We start from the raw sequence: 16,573 nt of genomic DNA, 5'->3' as shown, positions 1-16,573 counted from the left end.
GCCGTCCCGCCCTCCGGGCGGGCCGGGAATAACGGGCCGTTCCGTGAGCGATCTTGTTGCCGTCCCGCGTCACGCGGGCCCGGCGGGATGTTGAGGGAGAACGGTGCGAGGTAAGGCGTTGGCGATGGCGCTTGTCCTGGGCCTGGCTACCGCGTGCGGTGGCAGCAGCGGCGGCGAGGGCGGCGGCGGAACGACCACGAAGGGCGACGACGGCGCCCCCCAGGTGACGATCACACCGGCGAACGGCGCCGGCAAGGCCCGGCCCGACGAGGGCGTGACGGTCACCGCCGCGGGCGGCAAGCTCGGCCAGGTCTCGGTCAAGCTGAAGGGCGTCGACGTCCCCGGCACGCTGTCCGCCGACAAGACCAAGTGGCACTCGACGTGGACGCTGCGGCCCGGCGGCGCCTACCAGGTGTCGGCGACGGCGACGTCCGGGAAGGGCAAGTCCACCACCGCGACCAGCGCGTTCCGCGCCAGCCGCGCCACGGCCGCCACCCGTGTCAACAACGTCGTGCCGAGCCAGAACGAGACGGTCGGCACCGGCATGCCGATCCTCGTCCAGTTCAACAAGGCCGTCCCGGACAAGGCCAAGCCCGCCATCGAGCGGGCCATCGAGATCTCCTCCACCACCCCCACCGAGGGCGCGTGGCGCTGGCTGAGCTCCGGCGAGTCCTTCAACGGCCTCCCCTCCGTCGTCTTCCGTCCGAAGAGCCCGTGGAAGGCGCACCAGACGGTCACCGTCAAGGTCCACTACGCGGGCCTGAAGATCGGCGACGACGTCTTCGGCGACAAGGACGTCACCCGCACCTTCAAGATCGGCGACTCCCACACCGTCAACATCAGCGCCACGACCCACCGGGCCGTCGTCAAGAAGAACGGCCGCACCGTCCGCACCTGGGGCGTCAGCCTCGGCAGCGGCGGCGACGTCCAGGGCGACGGTGTCGACCACCTGCTCACCACCAGCGGCGTCCACCTGACCATGGACCACGTCCGCCTGGAGCGCATGCGCCCGCCCGGCAAGAAGAAGGGCGACCCGGGCTGGTACGACGAGAAGGTCCCGTTCGCGACCCGCATCTCCAACAGCGGCGAGTACATCCACCAGAACATGGACGACCCGTCCTGCCTCGGGAACCGCAACTGCAGCCACGGCTGCGTCCGCTCGCCCGCGAACGACGCCCAGTGGTTCTTCTCGTGGTCCTACCGTGGCGACCTGGTCAAGATCACCGGCACCAAGCGCAGCCTCCAGTGGACGAACGGCCTGGCCTACTGGCAGCTGCCCTTCGCCACCTGGGCCAAGGGCAGCGCCCTCGGCAAGACCATCACCACCACCCAGGCCTGACGACACACCGGAACCCGACCACAGCGAACCGCGCCTGACCAGCGGTTATTCTGCGGCTTCACCGTCCATGCGCGACCGCGGAGCGAGCTGTGGCGTCGAAGATCGTCCTGCATATCGGCCTGCAGAAGTCGGGCACGACCTTCCTGCAGCACATGCTGCAGGAAGGCGGCGAGGCGCTCGCCGAGGCGGGCGTCCGCTACCCCGTTCCCCCGGACTGGGACCAGGGAAAGCGGGGCGTGGCCAACCATGAATGGGCGAGCTACGGGCTGCTGGCGACGGAGTACCCGTGGGTGTCAGAGGGGCGCGCGTCCGAGGAGAAGTCCTCGTGGAAGACCATTCTGGGCAAGGTGAAGTCCTCCCCCGGCACGGTGCTGCTGTCGGCCGAGGCCTTGTCGGTCATCCGGACGCCCGCGATTCACCGTCTCCTGGACGCGCTGGGCGTCGACGACGTCGAGATCGTGGTCACGGCCCGGGGCCTGGGGCAGTTGCTGCCCTCGCTCTGGCAGCAGCACATCCGCAACGGCCGGACGGTGAGCTTCGAAACGTACCTCGCCGGTCTCGCCGCGCAGCGAGAGAAGGGCTGGGACGACATCGAGAACGACTCGGCCTCGCACATCTGGCGGGCGTTCACCTTGAGCAGGCTGGTACGGCGCTGGTCCGAGGCGGGAGCCGCCCGCGTCTCCGTGGTGACGACCCCAGGTAAGCCTCCTCAGCTCCTGTGGCGACGCTTCGCGGAGGCGATCGGACTTCCCGGCCTCGACGAGTTCGCCGTCGTGCCCGAGCGCCAGGCCCACACCGGACTTACGGCACCGGAGACGCTCGTGCTCTCGTCCATGAACGCGGCCGTCCAGGAGACCTCCTGGAGCAGGCAGAACGCCGACCGGGTGCGGCGGGTCGTCATCGACCGGCTCCAGGCCCGCGAACAGCGCGGCGGCAAAGTCGTCATCCCGCCCGCCTGGCGCGCCAGTATCGCCGAGTGGAGCGACCATGACCTCGCCGCTCTCCAGCGAACGTCCGCGCGCGTCGTCGGCGACCTCGACGACCTGCGCTACGACCCGTCCCGGGAGAAGGCGACCCCACCGAGCGCCGAAGAGACCGCACAGGCCGGCGCCATCGCGGCGGTCGCCCTAGCGGAAATGGCCCTGCACGAGGGCCTGATCCAACGCAACGCCCGCCGCCTCCGCCGCCACCTGCTTTCCTGACCCACAGGTGGAAGGGACCACGCACCATCGACAAGAACCATCGGTGTCAGCGTGCGCCCGGGCGCATCGCGGCCGCGGCGTCCGCGGCGACGGTGAGCGAGTCGGTGAGCGGTCGGCCGAGCAGCTGGACGAGGTCGGAAGTGGTGTTGCCGAGGAACCCGTGGCGGACGCTGGTCGCGATCGAGGCGAGCATCGGCGGCTGGAACGGGAGCAGGGCGTCATCGGCAAGGAGCCGGGCGCGGTACTCGCCGAGCCCGATCGTTCGGTGCGCGACGGCGAGGTTTTCGGCGATGTCGGTGGCGGTGATCGGTTCGCCGACCAGGTCATAGGTCGTGTCGGCGTGTACTGCCGGGTTGCCGGCGACGACGGCTGCGGCAGCGGCCAGGTCGACCCGCGCCACCGCAGAGAGGGCGCCCTTGCCGAACGCTGATTCCAGGCCGTCGGCGGTCCAGGTCAGCAGCGCGCCGAAGAGTTCGGCATAGAGCCCGTTGCGCAGGATCGTCCAGCCGAGTCCACTGGCCTTGATCATCTGCTCGGTGGTCCGGTGGGCGAGCGCGAAGCCGAGGTGGTCACCGCCGCCGGTCAGGCTGGTGTAGACCACGTGGCCCACGCCGTCCCGCACCGCGGCGTCAAGAACGGCCCGGTGACGAGCGATGACCTGGTCGTCCTCGGCATACCCCGCCGAGACGAGGACCAGCGTCGAAACGGCGGTGAGGTCGAGGGTCGCAGGGTCGTCGAAGTCGATGCGCCGCTGCCCATCGGCGGGCGATCGACTGCAGCCCAAAGCGGGCACCTTGCGCTCGGCCAACTCCTGGAGCGTGCGGGAGGCGAGCTGTCCGTTGGCGCCGGTCACCATGATCATTGCGGTTCCGTCTCCTACCGTGGTTCTCTTGAGTAACTACGGTGAGATCTTCAACCGACTGCGGTCGGCCCACAAGGAGGCAGTTTCGTGTCAGTGACGCACACCGGTGTAACCGCTGGAGCCGCCGAGCTTGAGCCGTGCGGGAAGTCGAACCATCCCGACTGCGGAATCCGAGACGTCCTTGACCGGGTTGGGGACAAGTGGTCGGTCCTCGTCATCGTCGAACTCGCCAACGGCCCTCGGCGGTTTCGACAGCTCCAGCGCGCCATCGATGGAATCTCCCAACGAATGCTGACCCTGACGGTGCGCCGGCTGGAGCGAGACGGCCTGGTCCTTCGGACCGTGTATCCGACCGTGCCGGCCCAGGTCGACTACCGACTCACCGAGACCGGCGCGAGCCTGACCCACCTCGTCAAGGCACTCGCCGACTGGTCACTCGAACACCGGGCCGGTATCGCCCAGGCCCGTCAGTCCTACGACAGCGCCCACCCCGACAACGAGATCCGATGACCAGCGAAACGTCATCGACGTCCTGACCCGCAACGCCCGGCCGCAGCCACTCGCGCAGATCAAGCGCAAGGACCTCCAGGTACCGGACAGCCGTCCGCCGCCCCGCCAGGTCCGCCACTGACCGGGGTGCCTCAGCATGCGATCCTCGCCCAGACCCACTTGCCCGGCTTGGTCTGAGTCACTCCGCACTTGGACGCCAGCGCCCGGACGAGCGGCAGTCCCCACCCGCCCGTGCCGTCGTCGTACCAGGCGTCCAGCGCCCGCGCGTCCGGGACGACGTCTTCGAGCGCCAGTTCCACGACCGGCTTGACCACCGGCATCTTCTCGGACGAGTCCCACACCGCGAGAAGGACCGCGCCCACCTCCCGCGCGAACCTGACCCGGATCTGCTGATCGGGCGTGGCCTCCGCCGCATTGGCGACCAGTTCCCCGGCGATCAGCAGCACATCGTCCGCGACCTTTCCCAGCCCCCACTCGGCAAGCCGGAACTCCACCAACGTCCGCACCATCCCCGGCACCGTCCCGCAGGCCAAACAGGAAATGTCCAACTCGCCCGCTTTCACGGCCTCCGCCACCATTTCTCCCACCCGCCTTTCTCGACGTTCTCGGGACAACAGTGAGCGCACAGAGTTAGCTTGTCGCTGTTCCTTGAAAGACCTGGAAGTTGAACGCTCCGGGAGGCGGCCGAGTGAACATCAACGAACCACCCGACCCACAGCTCAACCTCTGGGCAACCATCGCCTTCTTCCTGCGGTTTCACCGCCTGCAGCACGGTCAGACGGGTGACACGGTCGCGCGGTGGCTGAATCGGTCCCGCTCTTCGATTTCCAGACTCGAGAGTGGGGAGTCACAGCTCAAGGAGAGCGAAGCGGCGGTCCTGGACGCGAAGTGGAACACCGGCGGTCAATTTGCGATCTTGTTGTGGTTTGCCCGTCTAGGACACGATCCCAACTGGAATAAGAACTACCTGGCGTTCGAGGAACGCTCGTCCGAGATGCGCACGTACGACGGCCAGCTAATCCCGGCCCTGTTCCAAACCCCCGAATACGCACGTGCGCTGCTCTTGGCCGGTCGCCCAAAGAACCTGGAGAAGACCGTCGAGGCCCGGATGGCGCGCCAGACGATCTTGCACCGGCCAGATCCACCCGAGGTGTGGGTATTGCTCGCAGAGACGGTGTTGGGTCCCCACGTGGGCGGGCCAAGCGTGATGCGCGAGCAGATCGCACACCTCGTCCGACTTTCGCAACTTCCAAACGTGATCTTGCGCATCGTCCCGAACAACGCAGGAGCAAACGAAGGCTTGGACGGACCGTTCAAGGTCCTGAAGGTCAAGGAGGGAGAGATCGGCTACCTTGTGGCGCCAAACGGCGGCCGACTAGAGTTGGACGCCGAAGAGGTGGCGGGCCTACGCAACAGGTTCGACCGCATCGGTGCCATGGCATTGCCTGTGGAGTTGTCCCGGGCACTGCTCGAGGACACGATGGAGCACATGTCATGACGACTTCCCCCCTGTGGCGCAAGAGCAGCCGGAGCACAGAGGGCACGTCCGAGCAGTGCGTGGAACTTGCCCAACTTCCAAACGCCGTCGGCATCAGGGACAGCAAGGCCCCCGGCGCGGGCCACCTCAGCCTCACCCCTCGCGCCTTCGCCGACCTCCTCGCTCAGGTCAAGATGGACTCGCTTTCATGATCACTAAGTGGCGCAAATCCACTCGATCGGAAGATCACGGCAACTGCGTGGAGTTGGCCGCGCTCCCACGCGTCGTCGGCATCAGGGACAGCAAGGCCCCCGACGCGGGCCACCTCACCCTCACCACTCGCGCCTTCGCCGAGCTCCTCGACCGCGCCAAGCAGGGCCGACTGTCCCTGTAGCCCCTGATCGGGCTCCCGGGAACGTCACGGGCTGCTGGCACACTGATCCGATGAGCGATCAGGGGATCGGGCGCTGGGTCGAGTTGGGCCAGCGGCTCAAAGTCAGTCCGGGGGTAACCGGCCGTTGACGTTCTCCGCATTCCTGGCCTCGACGCTTGGCCAACCTCCTCGGCGACGGTTCGCCGGGGTCGATCCTGAAGCTCGACCGGGACTTCGGCCCGGCAGAGTTCGAGTGGACGATCACCCTGTCCGCGCAGGACTTCGAGAACGCGGTCACGGCGTACGCTCAGCGGTTCGCCGAGTGCTCCAAGAAGCACGAGCCCGAGCCCTGCGAGGAGGTTCGTTGAGCGCTAACATCAGCCGGCCCCCACCCCGCGACGGGAGGGGGCCGGTACTGTTTTCGGGTCAGCGGCTTCGGGCTACGTCCTGGACATCTCGTCCTGGTACATGTCCCGCAGCACGCGCCGGATGTCGACCGGGGTGTTCGCGTTCGCCGCCAGCCGGGGGTCGACCTGGGTCATCCGCCTGCTGTCCTGGAGAGACCGCTGAAGGTCTTCCAGCCGGTGAAGCACAACCTCATTATCCGCACTCTCCATACGCGCATGGCCTTCGAGCGACTGCCGGAGACGATCCAGGTCCTCGATGATGGCCCCGGCGCCATTGGCGTTTCGTGGTGTCTGGGAGATGGCGCCGACCAGCCTGTCGAGCTCCTCATGCCATTCCTGCTGTGCCTGTTGGTTCTGCCTGCCGATCTGGTCGGCGAGCCGCGCCAGCTCGTCGGTGTCGATCATGGTGCTCGGATCGGCCATCTGGACCCGCAGATCGCAGACTCCGCGCGCCGTCCGGGACGCGTCGACAGCGTCACGGAACATCGCGCTCAGCCTGTCGACCCGCTGGGCGGAGTCCTGGTACTCCGCGGTGAGACGAATCTCTTCCGCATTGAAGAAATCTGGGGCGAGCACGACGCGCGCATCGTGCAGATTCTTCGTCTCCGTGGCGTTCATCAGCATGGACTGGACTTCCCGTTCGATCTGACGCTGGATGTTTCCAGCCGACGTGGCGGTGCCGTCCGGCAGGTCGATACGAATATTGTTGAAGTCCAGCTCGTTCTGCGCGGCTTGCATCACGCCGCTCACCGCCCCCAGATCGCGCAGGTTGCGGACGTCGGGGGTCGGCATGTCGACGTCAGCGGCCCAGTTCCGGGCCATCTCCACGGCGGCGGTCTCCCCCCGCCGGGGGGCGAGGGTGATGCGTGAGATCTCCTCGTCCTTGCCCCCTTCGAGCCAGCGCTCCACCCGCACCCTCACCTCGGGAAGGCGCGTGTCGAGCCCGTGGGCTTCCAGGACGTTGACGATCTCACCGTCATCGGTGATGTAGCCGCGTTCCCTGAGCTTCGCCGTCATCGTGGCGATGTGTTGATCCTGGGTCTCCAGGACCCCGTCGGCGGTCATCTGGGGCCGCCGGTCGCGCGCGGGAAGCATCAAGAACGCCCCCATCGCACCGAACTGCTCGGCGGTGAGGCCCTGTGGTCGTCCGTTCGCCCACTCCACATCGGGGGCGATCAGCCCTTGGTTGCTGACCTGGAGCTGACTGGGGTCCAGTCCCATCGCGCTCGCCGTCTCGGTGAGCGCGCGCATCTTCTCCTCATCGTTGACGAACCCGGTGAACTCCGGGTTGAGCCCTCCGTGCATCCCGGCTCCCCACAGCCGGGCCCGATACATGTTCAGGCCGTCCTCGGTGTGCTCTCTCTCCAGCCGCCGCTGCTCCTCGGGGTCGCTGACCCGGATGATGTTGCGATGCCAGTCGTCGGCCTGCCGCAGGCCCGTCCGGGCACTCCCCGCCGTGGGCATCCCCGCCGCCGCGATCGGCGTGCCCGACCCGTCGCCGTTCGGGCCGCCGTTGCGCGCGCCGGAGATCAGGCCGCCGGCGGCCTGACCGCCGCGCAGGGCCGCGGCACTGCCGGTGAAGGCCATCAGCGGCAACGTCGCCAGCACCGCCGGCGGTGCCACCATCGTCAGACCGGCCAGGCCCGCGGTCAGGCCGGCGTACGCCGCCGCACGCTGCCCGGGCGAGCCCGAAGCGGCCCTCTGCTGCAGCGTGTTGACGCCCCGCTGCAGACGCGCACGCGTGCCGTCGTACCGGTCCTTCGCCCAGTCGGTGACCGGACGGGTGGCACGCTGCGCACCGCGTTTCGCGACGCCGGCCACCGCCCGCGTCGCACGGTTGTTGACCATGCGTCGCTGCAGCGACCGCTCGTCCAGGGCGCCCAGCCGCGCCCGGCCCACGCCGAGCCGGCCGAGCCGTTGGCCCACCTGCTGGCCGGGGTTGCGCGCCATCCTCCGGTCGCCGCTGCTCTTCAGGATGATGGCCGAGGCGAATCCCGTGGCCCCGGTGGTGGACGAGATGTCCCCAAGGCTCAGGATCCTGCTGATCTTCCTGAACAGGAACAGCGCCACCAGCGGAGCCGCGCCTTGCGCGACCTGCTGGAAGAAGTTCGGAGTGCCATCGTTGGTGGTCGCCTCGACGGCCTGATACGTGGTGTCGGTGAGCATCACCATGAACGTCAGGCCCAAGGTGAACAGGAAGTCACCCGCCGCCGCCGCACCGGTCAGCTTGAGCAATCGCATGCCCTGCGGCAGCCCCGCACCGATCAGCAGCAATGTCAGCGGTAAAATCATCACCAGGCCCGCCAAGCCCACACTGGAGACCGTCATACCGATCGCCATGGGTCCCATGACGAACAGGAAGACGAAGGCGACGATCATCGCCATCAGGCCCTGGGTGAGCCGCTGAGCCTGGTTCTTGCCCAGCCATGCGGAGGCGAAGTTCCAGTCGGCACGGCATTCCGGCTTGGTGGAGTAGCAGTTTCCCAGCTTGTCCTTGAGCTCATCATCGCCGTTGAAGTAGAACGGGCCCATCGTGCCGTTGTCACACATGAAACAGAGCACGTCGATGCCGGCGACGCTGAACTGATGCCCGCTCTTGTCATCTTCGTAGGTGATATCGCTGAAGAGCTTCTTGCAGGCCTTCGATTTGTCGGCGATCTTGTCGGCCGCGTCCCACTGCGGGATCGTATGGCCGCCGTCGCCAGCGGTGAGCCGCCCGTCGAAGGTCGGCTCTGCTGTGTCCACGCCGTACCTTCCGCCGTCAGGGCCCTTGCAGGCACCCCAGGCGATGAAGATCATCTGCTCGTCCGCGCCGGGGTCGATGTAGTACCCGCGGGCCATGCTCGGCTGGGTGGTGCCCGGCTCGTTACCGGTCGCCAGGTCGTACGCGGTCAACTTGCTCGCGTTGGACACGTCGGATTTGGCTTCGAGGAAGCGGCAGGACGCATGGGCCGGCGAAGGGAACGCTTTTGTTCCCTCGCCGAACTGCGCGGCCTGCCATGCACGGACGAGCGAGATCTCCCACATCTTGCTCACCTGCGCCATGGCGGTTTTGCCGTCGTCACCGATCGCGCTGTTCCCGTCCTTCTCCTTCCCGTTGTCGTCCGAGTACTTCTGGTACAGCGCTTTGTCGAGTACGGCGCAGGTGACCGGGCCCGCCCCGCCGTCGGGGTGGTTGTCGTAGAACACGGGGTTCGTTTCCGTGCCGTCGTTGAACCTGCCGAGTTCCTGCAGGTCGTTCAGCGAGGACGCCGCGGTGCCGAACCAGCCCTGCACCGTCGCGGCCGCCCACGGCGCGGTGTACGGCGCCGTGACGTCTTTCCGGCCCTGGTACGCCTCGTCCGCCTGGTCGCCCATGAAGAAGATCACGCCGTTCGCGGTGAGGAATACCGCGATCAGGCGCATCCCGGACGCGGGCCCCTTGCGGGCCCCGCTGGTCCAGCGTTTGGCCACCGCCGCCAGGACGAACAACCACGAGGGGATCAGGAACCAGGCCGCGTACAGCGAGAAGCTCCGGAAGACCGAGTTGATCGCCTTCGCCGCGGTGGGCTGGCAGATCACGTCGAAGGTGTAGCCGAACCCCATGAGAGAACCGATGATCCGCCAGCACAGACCCCCCGTCATGAACATCAGGCTGGCGATCATCGAGACGAACCGCTGGGTCTTGAAGATCCGGGCGTTGTCCACCACGAAGAGCTCGAAGGACTGCCACCGGTGCAACGGCAGGTAGTCCCTCTTCTCGTTATAGGAGGAACAGGAGTCCCGCTTTGGGTTCTCCAGCGCTGGGGTGTCTTCCGGGGGACTGCCCCCGAATCCCGGATCGTCGTCCCGGGCCGCGGCGAGCAGGCGCCCATCGGCGTCTGCCCCGGTCTGCGCCGACTGCGCGGAGGCCGGTGCGGGCGCGGACGCCTGCGGTTTCTGACTGCCAAGCGTGAAGTCACCCGCCTGACCGGAGAGCATGGCCAGGCCACCGAAAACGGTCAGGGCCAGCAGCCACACCAGTAGCTGCTTTCCGCGGTGCGGGCCCTCGCGAACCGCCTTCGCGCCTTCCCGCGCCGCACCGCCGGAGCGGGCCCTCCCCGGCGGTTCGCTGCCGCGGACCGGGCCTGGCCTCAGCCGACGAGCCATTGATCCTGCTCCTCCCCCGCCTGCGGCGCGGTGGTGATGTCGTGCCTCGTGTGCGCCACCGCTGTGACGTCCTGTCCGTTCGGCGCGGGCGCAGGGGAACCGCCCTGCTCCATCCGCGTCGCGGCGGCGACGGCCGCCTCGTACTTCGGCTTGAGCGCCGGGGTGACGCGTCATTTGTCAACCGTGGCCATCGCATCCTCATATCGACGGACGCGCTAACGACGCTTTGGCGATGTAGCCGGCCCTGATGTTCTGCGCCAACATCGTGGCGCCGTACGCGCCTGGGTCCGCTTCCAGTCACGAGTCAGACGGACTTCATGCCTGGTCGAGGCGCCGTTCAGTCGCAGTGCAACCAGCCCGATTCCCAGGATTGGCTTTCATAGGCGCCCCACCAGTAAACACACGTTCCCTTGGTCTTGATTTTCACCGGACCGGCGTAGGTCGAGTAGTGACCCGCGTCGTAAACCGTTTTACCGTCGCTTTCGCGCGATATCGCGGAACTGCCGATAACAGAGGACCCCGTGAGAGCCGCTGCGCTGGTCAATGCCAGTGCAGGCCCATGGATGAAGCTCCGCACGAAATATAACTCTCCGTTCCGACGGCACTTTCAATGCTGCCATGGCGGACAATGCCATACGCACCCGTATGGGTCATAGTAGCCTCGATCCGGTGAGAGTCAAGGGGCGTCGTCGGCAGACTCGGACCTGGGTAACCAGTTGCCGCGACTGATTTCAGCCGGACGGTCCAGTTCAAGAGTCATGCAAACCAAGCTCAAGAACGGCACCGCACTCTCTTTGACCATCTCGACCTGCGGATGCAAGTGCGTCAAGGCACCCGCTCGGAGGCGGGAATACATGACGTTCGATCTCCACTAGGAGGTGGAGCCTGTGGCACCGTTCGGTGGCAAGCTCAGCGGCACTTCAACACCAAGTCGGCTTTCAGGGAAGCGGGCCGGCCACTGGCCAGGGCCTGCCGCCTCACGGCGGCGGCCTTCTGCAATCGCGAGCCTTCCAACAGAAGGGCCGCACTTTCTTGCTCTAGCCTGCCTGCCCCGGTGCCTCGAGCTGTGTCCGCAAGGCCCTCGCGGACGTCTTCCACGTCGGACGGTCGGCTCGCCGGGATCACCGTCGCAGCCATCTTCTTGATCATGTTTTCCGGGTGATAGGGACAGCAGGACACCCCACGCAGGCCACTTCAGCCTCACCCGCCGCGCCTTCGCCGAGCTCCTCGACCGCGCCAAGCAGGGCCGACTGTCCCTGTAAACACTTGATCGGGCTCCCGGGAACGTCACGGGCTGCTGGCACACTGATCCGATGAGCGATCAGGAGATCGGGCGCTGGGTCGAGTTGGGCCAGCGGCTCAAGGTCAGTCCGGGGGTGCACCGGCCGTCGACGTTCTCGGCATTCCTGGCCTCGACGTTGGCCGACGCCCGCGACCGGGTCGTGATGGACGCCGGGTGCGGGGCCGGCCTGGTCGCCCTCGCCGCCCTGGAAGCCGGGGCACGGCACGTCATCGCCCAGGACTACGACGGCGCGGCCCTGGAGGACACCGCCCGGAACGTCACCAACCTGCTGGGAGCCGAAGCACGCAAGCGCCTGACCCTGTGGGAGGCCGACTGGCGTCTTCTCGGCCCGATGCACGCAGACCTCCTGGCCGTCAACCCTCCGCAACGCCCCTCCGCGCTGCTGCCCGACGTGCCCGCAGACCAGCGCCATCTTCACGACGGCGGCGGCGCGGACGGCCTCGACGGCCTCCGTCTGGTCCTGGCCCACACCACCGCCCACCACGTCCGGACCACGGCGGCGTCGGTCCTGGACCCGGGCGCGCTCGACCTTCCCGACTGGGACGGCCCCCGACTCGTCGCCCACGCGGACCTGCCTTTCGCCCCACCGTGGCGCACCCTCCTCCCCGACCTGCGCGGGCGGGTGAACATCTGGCAGTTCACCCGCCGCAAAGTGGACTGAAGACTGTGACGCCGAGCAAGGACGACAAGGGCGACGGCAAGCGTGGAGGCCCCCGTCCTTCAGGGCGGGAGGAAGCGCGGCACGTTGCTGCATGATGTTCTCCGGGTTTTGTCGGCGGTGGCCGGTAGCTTTCCGGGCATGTCCCGTTACCGTCTGCAGCCGACGCCCGTGCAGGAGCGGGCGTTGCTGGAGCATTGCGGGCACGCCCGGTTCGTGTGGAACCTGGCCGTCGAGCAGCACGCTTGCTGGCGGCCGGGGCGAGGGTCGGCGCCGGGGTTCGCCGAGCAGTGCCGCCAGTTGACGCGGGCGCGGGCGGAGTTCGGATGGCTGCGCGGCGGGTCGGTGACGGTGCAGCAGCAGGCGCTCAAGGACTGCCACCAAGCCATGGCCCACTTCTTCGCCGGTATCCACCGCCGCCCCACCTGGCGCAAGGCCGGACAGCACGAGGGGTTCCGGATCGTGGCGGTCAAGCCCGGCGACGTGCGGCGGGTGTCGCGGCGGGTGGGGCAGGTGAAGATACCGAAGGTGGGGTGGGTGCGGTTCCGCTGGTCCCGGTCCGTTCCTGACGCTGCCAAGTCATACCGTGTCACCCGGGGCCGGGCCGGACGCTGGCATGTCGCTTTCGCCGCGATCCCAGACCCCATCCCCGCACCGGGCACGGGCGAGGTCGTGGGGGTCGCCCGGGGCGTGGCCGTGGCCGCGGCGTTGTCGACCGGTGACCTGCTGCACGCTCCCGGCCTGCGGGAGACCGAACGGGCCCGGCTGGCGCGGCTGCAACGCAGACTCGCCCGTGCCCGGACAGGTTCCAAGCGGCGCGCCAGGGTCAAGGCCGCGATCGCCCGGCTGAAAGCCCGTGAGACCGACCGCCGTAAGGACTGGATCGAGAAGACCTCCACCGGCCTGGCCCGCCAGTTCGACGTGATCGCCGTCGAGGACCTCAACATCAGGGGCATGACCCGTTCGGCACGCGGGACGGTGCAGGCGCCGGGCCGCAACGTGGCTCAGAAGGCCGGGTTGAACCGAGGCATCCTGGCCGCCGGGTGGGGCGGCTTGGTGCGGCGGCTGGAGGACAAGGCGCCCGCGCGCGTCGTGAGGATCGAACCGCGTAACACGTCGCGGACCTGTAGCGCCTGCGGGCATGTCGCCGGGGAGAGCCGTGAGAGCCAAGCGGTCTTCTCGTGCGTGGCCTGCGGGCATCGGGTCAACGCCGACGTGAACGCCGCCTGCAACATTCGCGATACGGCCGCAGGGCATGCGGTCGCTGCACGGGGAGGCCCGCCGCTGGGCAGGCCTGTGAACCGTGAACCTCAACACGACCTGCCCCTCACGGGGTAGACGGTCGCAGTTGGAATCCCCCTCGTTCACGAGGGGGAGGATGTCAAGAGGTGCGCACGTCGGGGGGCCGGAACCTGTGGGACGAGGCGGCCGATGCCTATTTCAGGTGGGTCGGCCAAGGCAGCCCTGGCCGCGACCGCTACGGGCTCACCGTCACGCGGGAAACAGAATTCGTTTGGCTGGACTCACCGGCCAAGCCGGTCAACCCCCCGAAGCGGCGAACGTCCTAACGCCCACAAGACGTGTTCGGAGCCGAGCCGTTCGGACAGCAACGCATCGTTGTACCCAGTGCCGGTCCCGATGTGGGAACGCACGAACCGGCTGACCTGATCGACCAGGACCACTCGTCCCCCTTGCGACGCGATCGAGGGCGTGGACCGGATGCGGATCAGGCCCCGGCAAGGACTGTAGACATCGGCATCACCCAGCGGTGCCGACATCAGTCCCAACTCAAACCTGGAGTCCCCATGAGCACACTCGGCCCCGTGCCCGCCGCGGCCTTCGTCTCGATCGTGGTCACCGGCATCCAAGCTGACGTGCACATCATCGCCGAGGATGACCGCGACACCGTCGAGGCCGACCTCGACGCCACCGGTGAGACCTTCCGGGAAGCCGCCGAACGCGCCCTCCTCGAAGAGATGGGTCGTACGACGCTCCTGGCGGTCGCGTCGGCTTCCCCCGTGTGGGAAGTACGAGGCGTCCTCGGCAACAACACGTTCAACGGTCCCGTCGCCATGCAGATGGGCTCCGGATGCACCCAGAGCGTCCACTTCGGAGACGGAGGCATGGACGTCCGATTCGGAGACGGAGGCGCCGACGGAAGCCAGCGCTCGGTCTCCGGCCAGCCGTCGGCCGACGACGGAAGCCTGAAGATCACCATCAGGGTGCCCAAGGGCGTCCCGGTCAACGGCAGCGTCCGAGGAGACATCACCGTCTCGGGCAGCTACGACAGGAACCTCTTCACCATCGAACCCAGTGGTGGAGAGATGACCTACCTCTGAGGTTCACCCCTCCGAGGAACAGTGAGGGCCCGGTGTCCACCGGGCCCTCTCGTTTGAAGCCGGCCCTTGGACCATCGACACAACTTGATCACGATAAAGCCGCGCCCAGCCGACCGGCACGCACCCTCGGGCACGTTCTCCCAAGCAGAGGCGACGCCTGCTGAAGACTTCTGCTTCTGGATCACGCCACGCCGGGCCGCAATCAACTCGCGATCGAGATCACGATGAGAATCAACTCAGTTGTTATTGCGCCACTTTGAGGTGTCGCAATAACTCGGCCTTCCTGATTTCACCAGGCATACTTCGAACTTGATCAGGTGCTTCTCGGCGAGATTGTATTTTCCGCCCAGCGAAGCGCGCCAGCCCTTCCAGTTGCCAAAGCCGCCGACGGTGCCGCCGTACTTGTACTTGCCGGTCGTCGCATCCCAGACTTTGAGGCGTACTGCCCAGCCATCTTGCTCGATATCTGAAACCTCAACACGGTCTCCGTTGGGCCAGAAGCTCACGACCCCCCCGGGGTCGCCGTCGTCGGTATGCATCGTGTAGCGATCAGCAGCACTTGCCGGGGATGCGAATGCGGTCAGGCTTGCGAAGGCCAGGAACCCTGCACCGATGCCCAGTGCCAGGCCACGTCGCCTCGTCGTCTTCCCGTCCTGGTCGCGCCTCGTCATCTTATTAATCTTCATTCTACGCCTTTCTTCGTGGAGGCTTCCGTGTGATTGTCCATGGAGCACGAAACCCGACGCCACACCGTTCGGCCGCAGTTCCTTCGCACCCTGATCAGCTGCGCTACTTGGAACATGGGCGATGTCAGGTCCTGTGTGATGGCGAAATTTCTCGATCACCCCGCCCCGGGCCGCGACCGACCCGTGGCGGAGATCGCGATGAGAATCAGCTCAGTTGACGTTGCGCCACTTTGCGGTGTCGCAATAACTCGCCCTTCCCGATTTCACCAGGCATATCTCGAACTTGAACAGGTGCTTTTCGGCGAGATTGTACTTTCCGCCCAGCGAAGCGCGCCATTGCAGCACGCTGCCATAGCGGCTGGCCGTGCCGCCGTACTTGTACTTGCCGGTCGTCGCGTCCCAGACTTTGAGACGTACCGCCCAGCCATCTCTCTGGATGTCCGCGACCTCGACGCGGTCTCCGTCGGGCCAGAAACCCATGACCCCTCCAGGGTCGCCGTCGTCGGTGTGCATCCTGTGGCCATCAGCGGCGCTCGCCGGAGATGCGAATGCGGTAAGGCTTGCGAAGGCCAGGAACCCCGCGCCGACGGTCAGCGCCAGTCCGCGTCTCCTCATCTTACTGGTCCCCATTCTGCACCTTTCTTCATGTGATTTCCGTGTGGCTGTCTACGGACCCCGCCGACCGGCGGCCCTTCTTCTCGAACCCGGTGTCGGCCACCGCGTCCTCCTCTCGACGGACGCGCTAACGACGCCTTGGTGATGTGGCCGGCCCTGATGTTCTGCGCCAACATCAGAGCGCCGTGCGCGCCTGGGTCCGCTTCCAGCCACGAGTCAGTCGGACTTCATGCCTGGTCGAGGCGCTGTTCAGTCGCAGTGCGACCAGCCCGATTCCCAGGATTGGCTTTCATAGGCGCCCCACCAGTAAACACACGTTCCCTCGGCCGCCAACGCGGAACTGCCGAAAACAGAGGACCCCGTTACAGCCGCTGCGCCGACCAATGCCAGCACGGCCCCCGAATGAAGCTTCGCACGAAATGCAAACCCTCCGGTTCAGGCAGCACCTTCCTTGCTGCCGTGGCGGACAACACCATACGCACCCGTATGGGCCTATAGTAGCTGCGATCCGGTGGGTGTCAACAGGTCATCATTCGGCAGACTCGCGCCTGGTAGCCGGGAACGCTCCCCACCGAGCAGGCCACACCAAGGTGCTCTACCTGGTCATCCACCTGCCAGCCGAGGTCCGACCTACAAATGATTCGAGTTATGGTCCGGGTGTGGCCGCACAAGAA

At 67.0% G+C, this 16,573-nt stretch carries 17 protein-coding genes; 10 read left to right on the top strand and 7 right to left on the bottom strand.

The features are described from left to right. The first annotated feature begins 124 nt into the window (after positions 1-124). Together ACQPXG_RS03380 and ACQPXG_RS03375 are read left to right on the top strand one after the other, a co-directional pair. Entirely contained in the window at positions 125-1,339 is a 1,215-nt protein-coding gene (locus tag ACQPXG_RS03380) for an Ig-like domain-containing protein (protein WP_433466130.1), read from the top strand. Positions 1,340-1,428: 89 nt separating this feature from the next. Next, positions 1,429-2,541, top strand: coding sequence for a hypothetical protein (locus ACQPXG_RS03375; RefSeq protein WP_433466129.1), 1,113 nt, complete (start codon positions 1,429-1,431; stop codon positions 2,539-2,541). Positions 2,542-2,587: 46 nt separating this feature from the next. Here the strand turns inward: ACQPXG_RS03375 and ACQPXG_RS03370 are convergent, their stop codons facing one another. Further along, positions 2,588-3,403, bottom strand: coding sequence for an NAD(P)H-binding protein (locus ACQPXG_RS03370; RefSeq protein ID WP_433466128.1), 816 nt, complete (start codon positions 3,401-3,403; stop codon positions 2,588-2,590). A gap of 87 nt (positions 3,404-3,490) precedes the next feature. On the opposite strand from ACQPXG_RS03370, the gene ACQPXG_RS03365 reads away from it, so the two are divergent. Next, complete coding sequence (locus tag ACQPXG_RS03365) at positions 3,491-3,913, top strand: winged helix-turn-helix transcriptional regulator (protein ID WP_433466127.1); 423 nt, start codon at positions 3,491-3,493, stop codon at positions 3,911-3,913. 131 nt (positions 3,914-4,044) lie between these two features. On the opposite strand, the gene ACQPXG_RS03360 is transcribed toward ACQPXG_RS03365, so the two are convergent. Beyond that, positions 4,045-4,422 carry an ATP-binding protein gene (locus ACQPXG_RS03360; protein WP_433466126.1) on the bottom strand — a complete coding sequence of 126 codons (378 nt, stop codon included), beginning with the start codon at positions 4,420-4,422 and terminating at the stop codon, positions 4,045-4,047. 179 nt (positions 4,423-4,601) lie between these two features. On the opposite strand from ACQPXG_RS03360, the gene ACQPXG_RS03355 reads away from it, so the two are divergent. The 4 genes from ACQPXG_RS03355 to ACQPXG_RS03340 all read left to right on the top strand — a co-directional run bounded on the left by ACQPXG_RS03355 (position 4,602) and on the right by ACQPXG_RS03340 (position 6,131). Beyond that, a complete protein-coding gene (locus ACQPXG_RS03355) occupies positions 4,602-5,411 on the top strand; it encodes a helix-turn-helix domain-containing protein (protein ID WP_433466125.1) in 810 nt (269 codons plus the stop codon). Further along, positions 5,408-5,602, top strand: coding sequence for a DUF397 domain-containing protein (locus ACQPXG_RS03350; protein WP_433466124.1), 195 nt, complete (start codon positions 5,408-5,410; stop codon positions 5,600-5,602). The genes ACQPXG_RS03355 and ACQPXG_RS03350 overlap by 4 nt, the downstream gene beginning before the upstream one ends. Beyond that, on the top strand, positions 5,599-5,784 hold the full coding sequence (locus tag ACQPXG_RS03345; protein WP_433466123.1) for a DUF397 domain-containing protein: 186 nt from the start codon (positions 5,599-5,601) through the stop codon (positions 5,782-5,784). The genes ACQPXG_RS03350 and ACQPXG_RS03345 overlap by 4 nt, the downstream gene beginning before the upstream one ends. 155 nt (positions 5,785-5,939) lie before the next feature. Beyond that, positions 5,940-6,131: a hypothetical protein gene (locus tag ACQPXG_RS03340; protein WP_433466122.1), complete on the top strand. Its 192-nt coding sequence runs from the start codon at positions 5,940-5,942 to the stop codon at positions 6,129-6,131. A gap of 72 nt (positions 6,132-6,203) precedes the next feature. Here the strand turns inward: ACQPXG_RS03340 and ACQPXG_RS03335 are convergent, their stop codons facing one another. The 3 genes from ACQPXG_RS03335 to ACQPXG_RS03325 form a co-directional block, all read right to left on the bottom strand. Then, on the bottom strand, positions 6,204-10,169 hold the full coding sequence (locus tag ACQPXG_RS03335) for a hypothetical protein (RefSeq protein WP_433466121.1): 3,966 nt from the start codon (positions 10,167-10,169) through the stop codon (positions 6,204-6,206). 466 nt (positions 10,170-10,635) lie between these two features. Further along, on the bottom strand, positions 10,636-10,875 hold the full coding sequence (locus tag ACQPXG_RS03330; RefSeq protein ID WP_433466120.1) for a hypothetical protein: 240 nt from the start codon (positions 10,873-10,875) through the stop codon (positions 10,636-10,638). Positions 10,876-11,207: 332 nt separating this feature from the next. Beyond that, complete coding sequence (locus ACQPXG_RS03325) at positions 11,208-11,447, bottom strand: hypothetical protein (protein ID WP_433466119.1); 240 nt, start codon at positions 11,445-11,447, stop codon at positions 11,208-11,210. A 164-nt stretch (positions 11,448-11,611) separates the two neighbouring features. On the opposite strand from ACQPXG_RS03325, the gene ACQPXG_RS03320 reads away from it, so the two are divergent. The 3 genes from ACQPXG_RS03320 to ACQPXG_RS03310 all read left to right on the top strand — a co-directional run bounded on the left by ACQPXG_RS03320 (position 11,612) and on the right by ACQPXG_RS03310 (position 14,598). After that, a complete protein-coding gene (locus ACQPXG_RS03320; protein ID WP_433466118.1) occupies positions 11,612-12,262 on the top strand; it encodes a 50S ribosomal protein L11 methyltransferase in 651 nt (216 codons plus the stop codon). 138 nt (positions 12,263-12,400) lie between these two features. Next, the gene (locus ACQPXG_RS03315) at positions 12,401-13,597 is read left to right on the top strand and encodes an RNA-guided endonuclease InsQ/TnpB family protein (RefSeq protein ID WP_433466117.1); all 1,197 of its coding nucleotides are present in this window, start codon (positions 12,401-12,403) and stop codon (positions 13,595-13,597) included. A 467-nt stretch (positions 13,598-14,064) separates the two neighbouring features. After that, on the top strand, positions 14,065-14,598 hold the full coding sequence (locus ACQPXG_RS03310; protein WP_433466116.1) for a hypothetical protein: 534 nt from the start codon (positions 14,065-14,067) through the stop codon (positions 14,596-14,598). Positions 14,599-14,834: 236 nt separating this feature from the next. Here the strand turns inward: ACQPXG_RS03310 and ACQPXG_RS03305 are convergent, their stop codons facing one another. After that, positions 14,835-15,269 carry a hypothetical protein gene (locus ACQPXG_RS03305; RefSeq protein ID WP_433466115.1) on the bottom strand — a complete coding sequence of 145 codons (435 nt, stop codon included), beginning with the start codon at positions 15,267-15,269 and terminating at the stop codon, positions 14,835-14,837. 225 nt (positions 15,270-15,494) lie between these two features. Then, positions 15,495-15,899, bottom strand: a complete 405-nt coding sequence (locus ACQPXG_RS03300; protein ID WP_433466114.1) for a hypothetical protein — start codon at positions 15,897-15,899, stop codon at positions 15,495-15,497. Between the last annotated feature and the right edge of the window lie 674 nt (positions 15,900-16,573).

Origin of the sequence: Spirillospora sp. CA-128828 (assembly GCF_050945415.1) — a bacterium.
Lineage (GTDB): Bacteria > Actinomycetota > Actinomycetes > Streptosporangiales > Streptosporangiaceae > Spirillospora.
This window is presented reverse-complemented; position numbering and strand designations above follow the sequence as displayed.

What these genes read in the sequence shown, in the direction of transcription:
- ACQPXG_RS03380 (WP_433466130.1), top strand. Translation starts at nt 125, where the DNA reads ATGGCGCTTGTCCTGGGCCTGGCTACCGCGTGCGGTGGCAGCAGCGGC.
- ACQPXG_RS03370 (WP_433466128.1), bottom strand. Translation starts at nt 3,403, where the DNA reads ATGATCATGGTGACCGGCGCCAACGGACAGCTCGCCTCCCGCACGCTC.
- ACQPXG_RS03360 (WP_433466126.1), bottom strand. Translation starts at nt 4,422, where the DNA reads ATGGTGCGGACGTTGGTGGAGTTCCGGCTTGCCGAGTGGGGGCTGGGA.
- ACQPXG_RS03350 (WP_433466124.1), top strand. Translation starts at nt 5,408, where the DNA reads ATGACGACTTCCCCCCTGTGGCGCAAGAGCAGCCGGAGCACAGAGGGC.
- ACQPXG_RS03345 (WP_433466123.1), top strand. Translation starts at nt 5,599, where the DNA reads ATGATCACTAAGTGGCGCAAATCCACTCGATCGGAAGATCACGGCAAC.
- ACQPXG_RS03325 (WP_433466119.1), bottom strand. Translation starts at nt 11,447, where the DNA reads ATGATCAAGAAGATGGCTGCGACGGTGATCCCGGCGAGCCGACCGTCC.
- ACQPXG_RS03320 (WP_433466118.1), top strand. Translation starts at nt 11,612, where the DNA reads ATGAGCGATCAGGAGATCGGGCGCTGGGTCGAGTTGGGCCAGCGGCTC.
- ACQPXG_RS03315 (WP_433466117.1), top strand. Translation starts at nt 12,401, where the DNA reads ATGTCCCGTTACCGTCTGCAGCCGACGCCCGTGCAGGAGCGGGCGTTG.
- ACQPXG_RS03310 (WP_433466116.1), top strand. Translation starts at nt 14,065, where the DNA reads ATGAGCACACTCGGCCCCGTGCCCGCCGCGGCCTTCGTCTCGATCGTG.
- ACQPXG_RS03305 (WP_433466115.1), bottom strand. Translation starts at nt 15,269, where the DNA reads ATGACGAGGCGCGACCAGGACGGGAAGACGACGAGGCGACGTGGCCTG.
- ACQPXG_RS03300 (WP_433466114.1), bottom strand. Translation starts at nt 15,899, where the DNA reads ATGAGGAGACGCGGACTGGCGCTGACCGTCGGCGCGGGGTTCCTGGCC.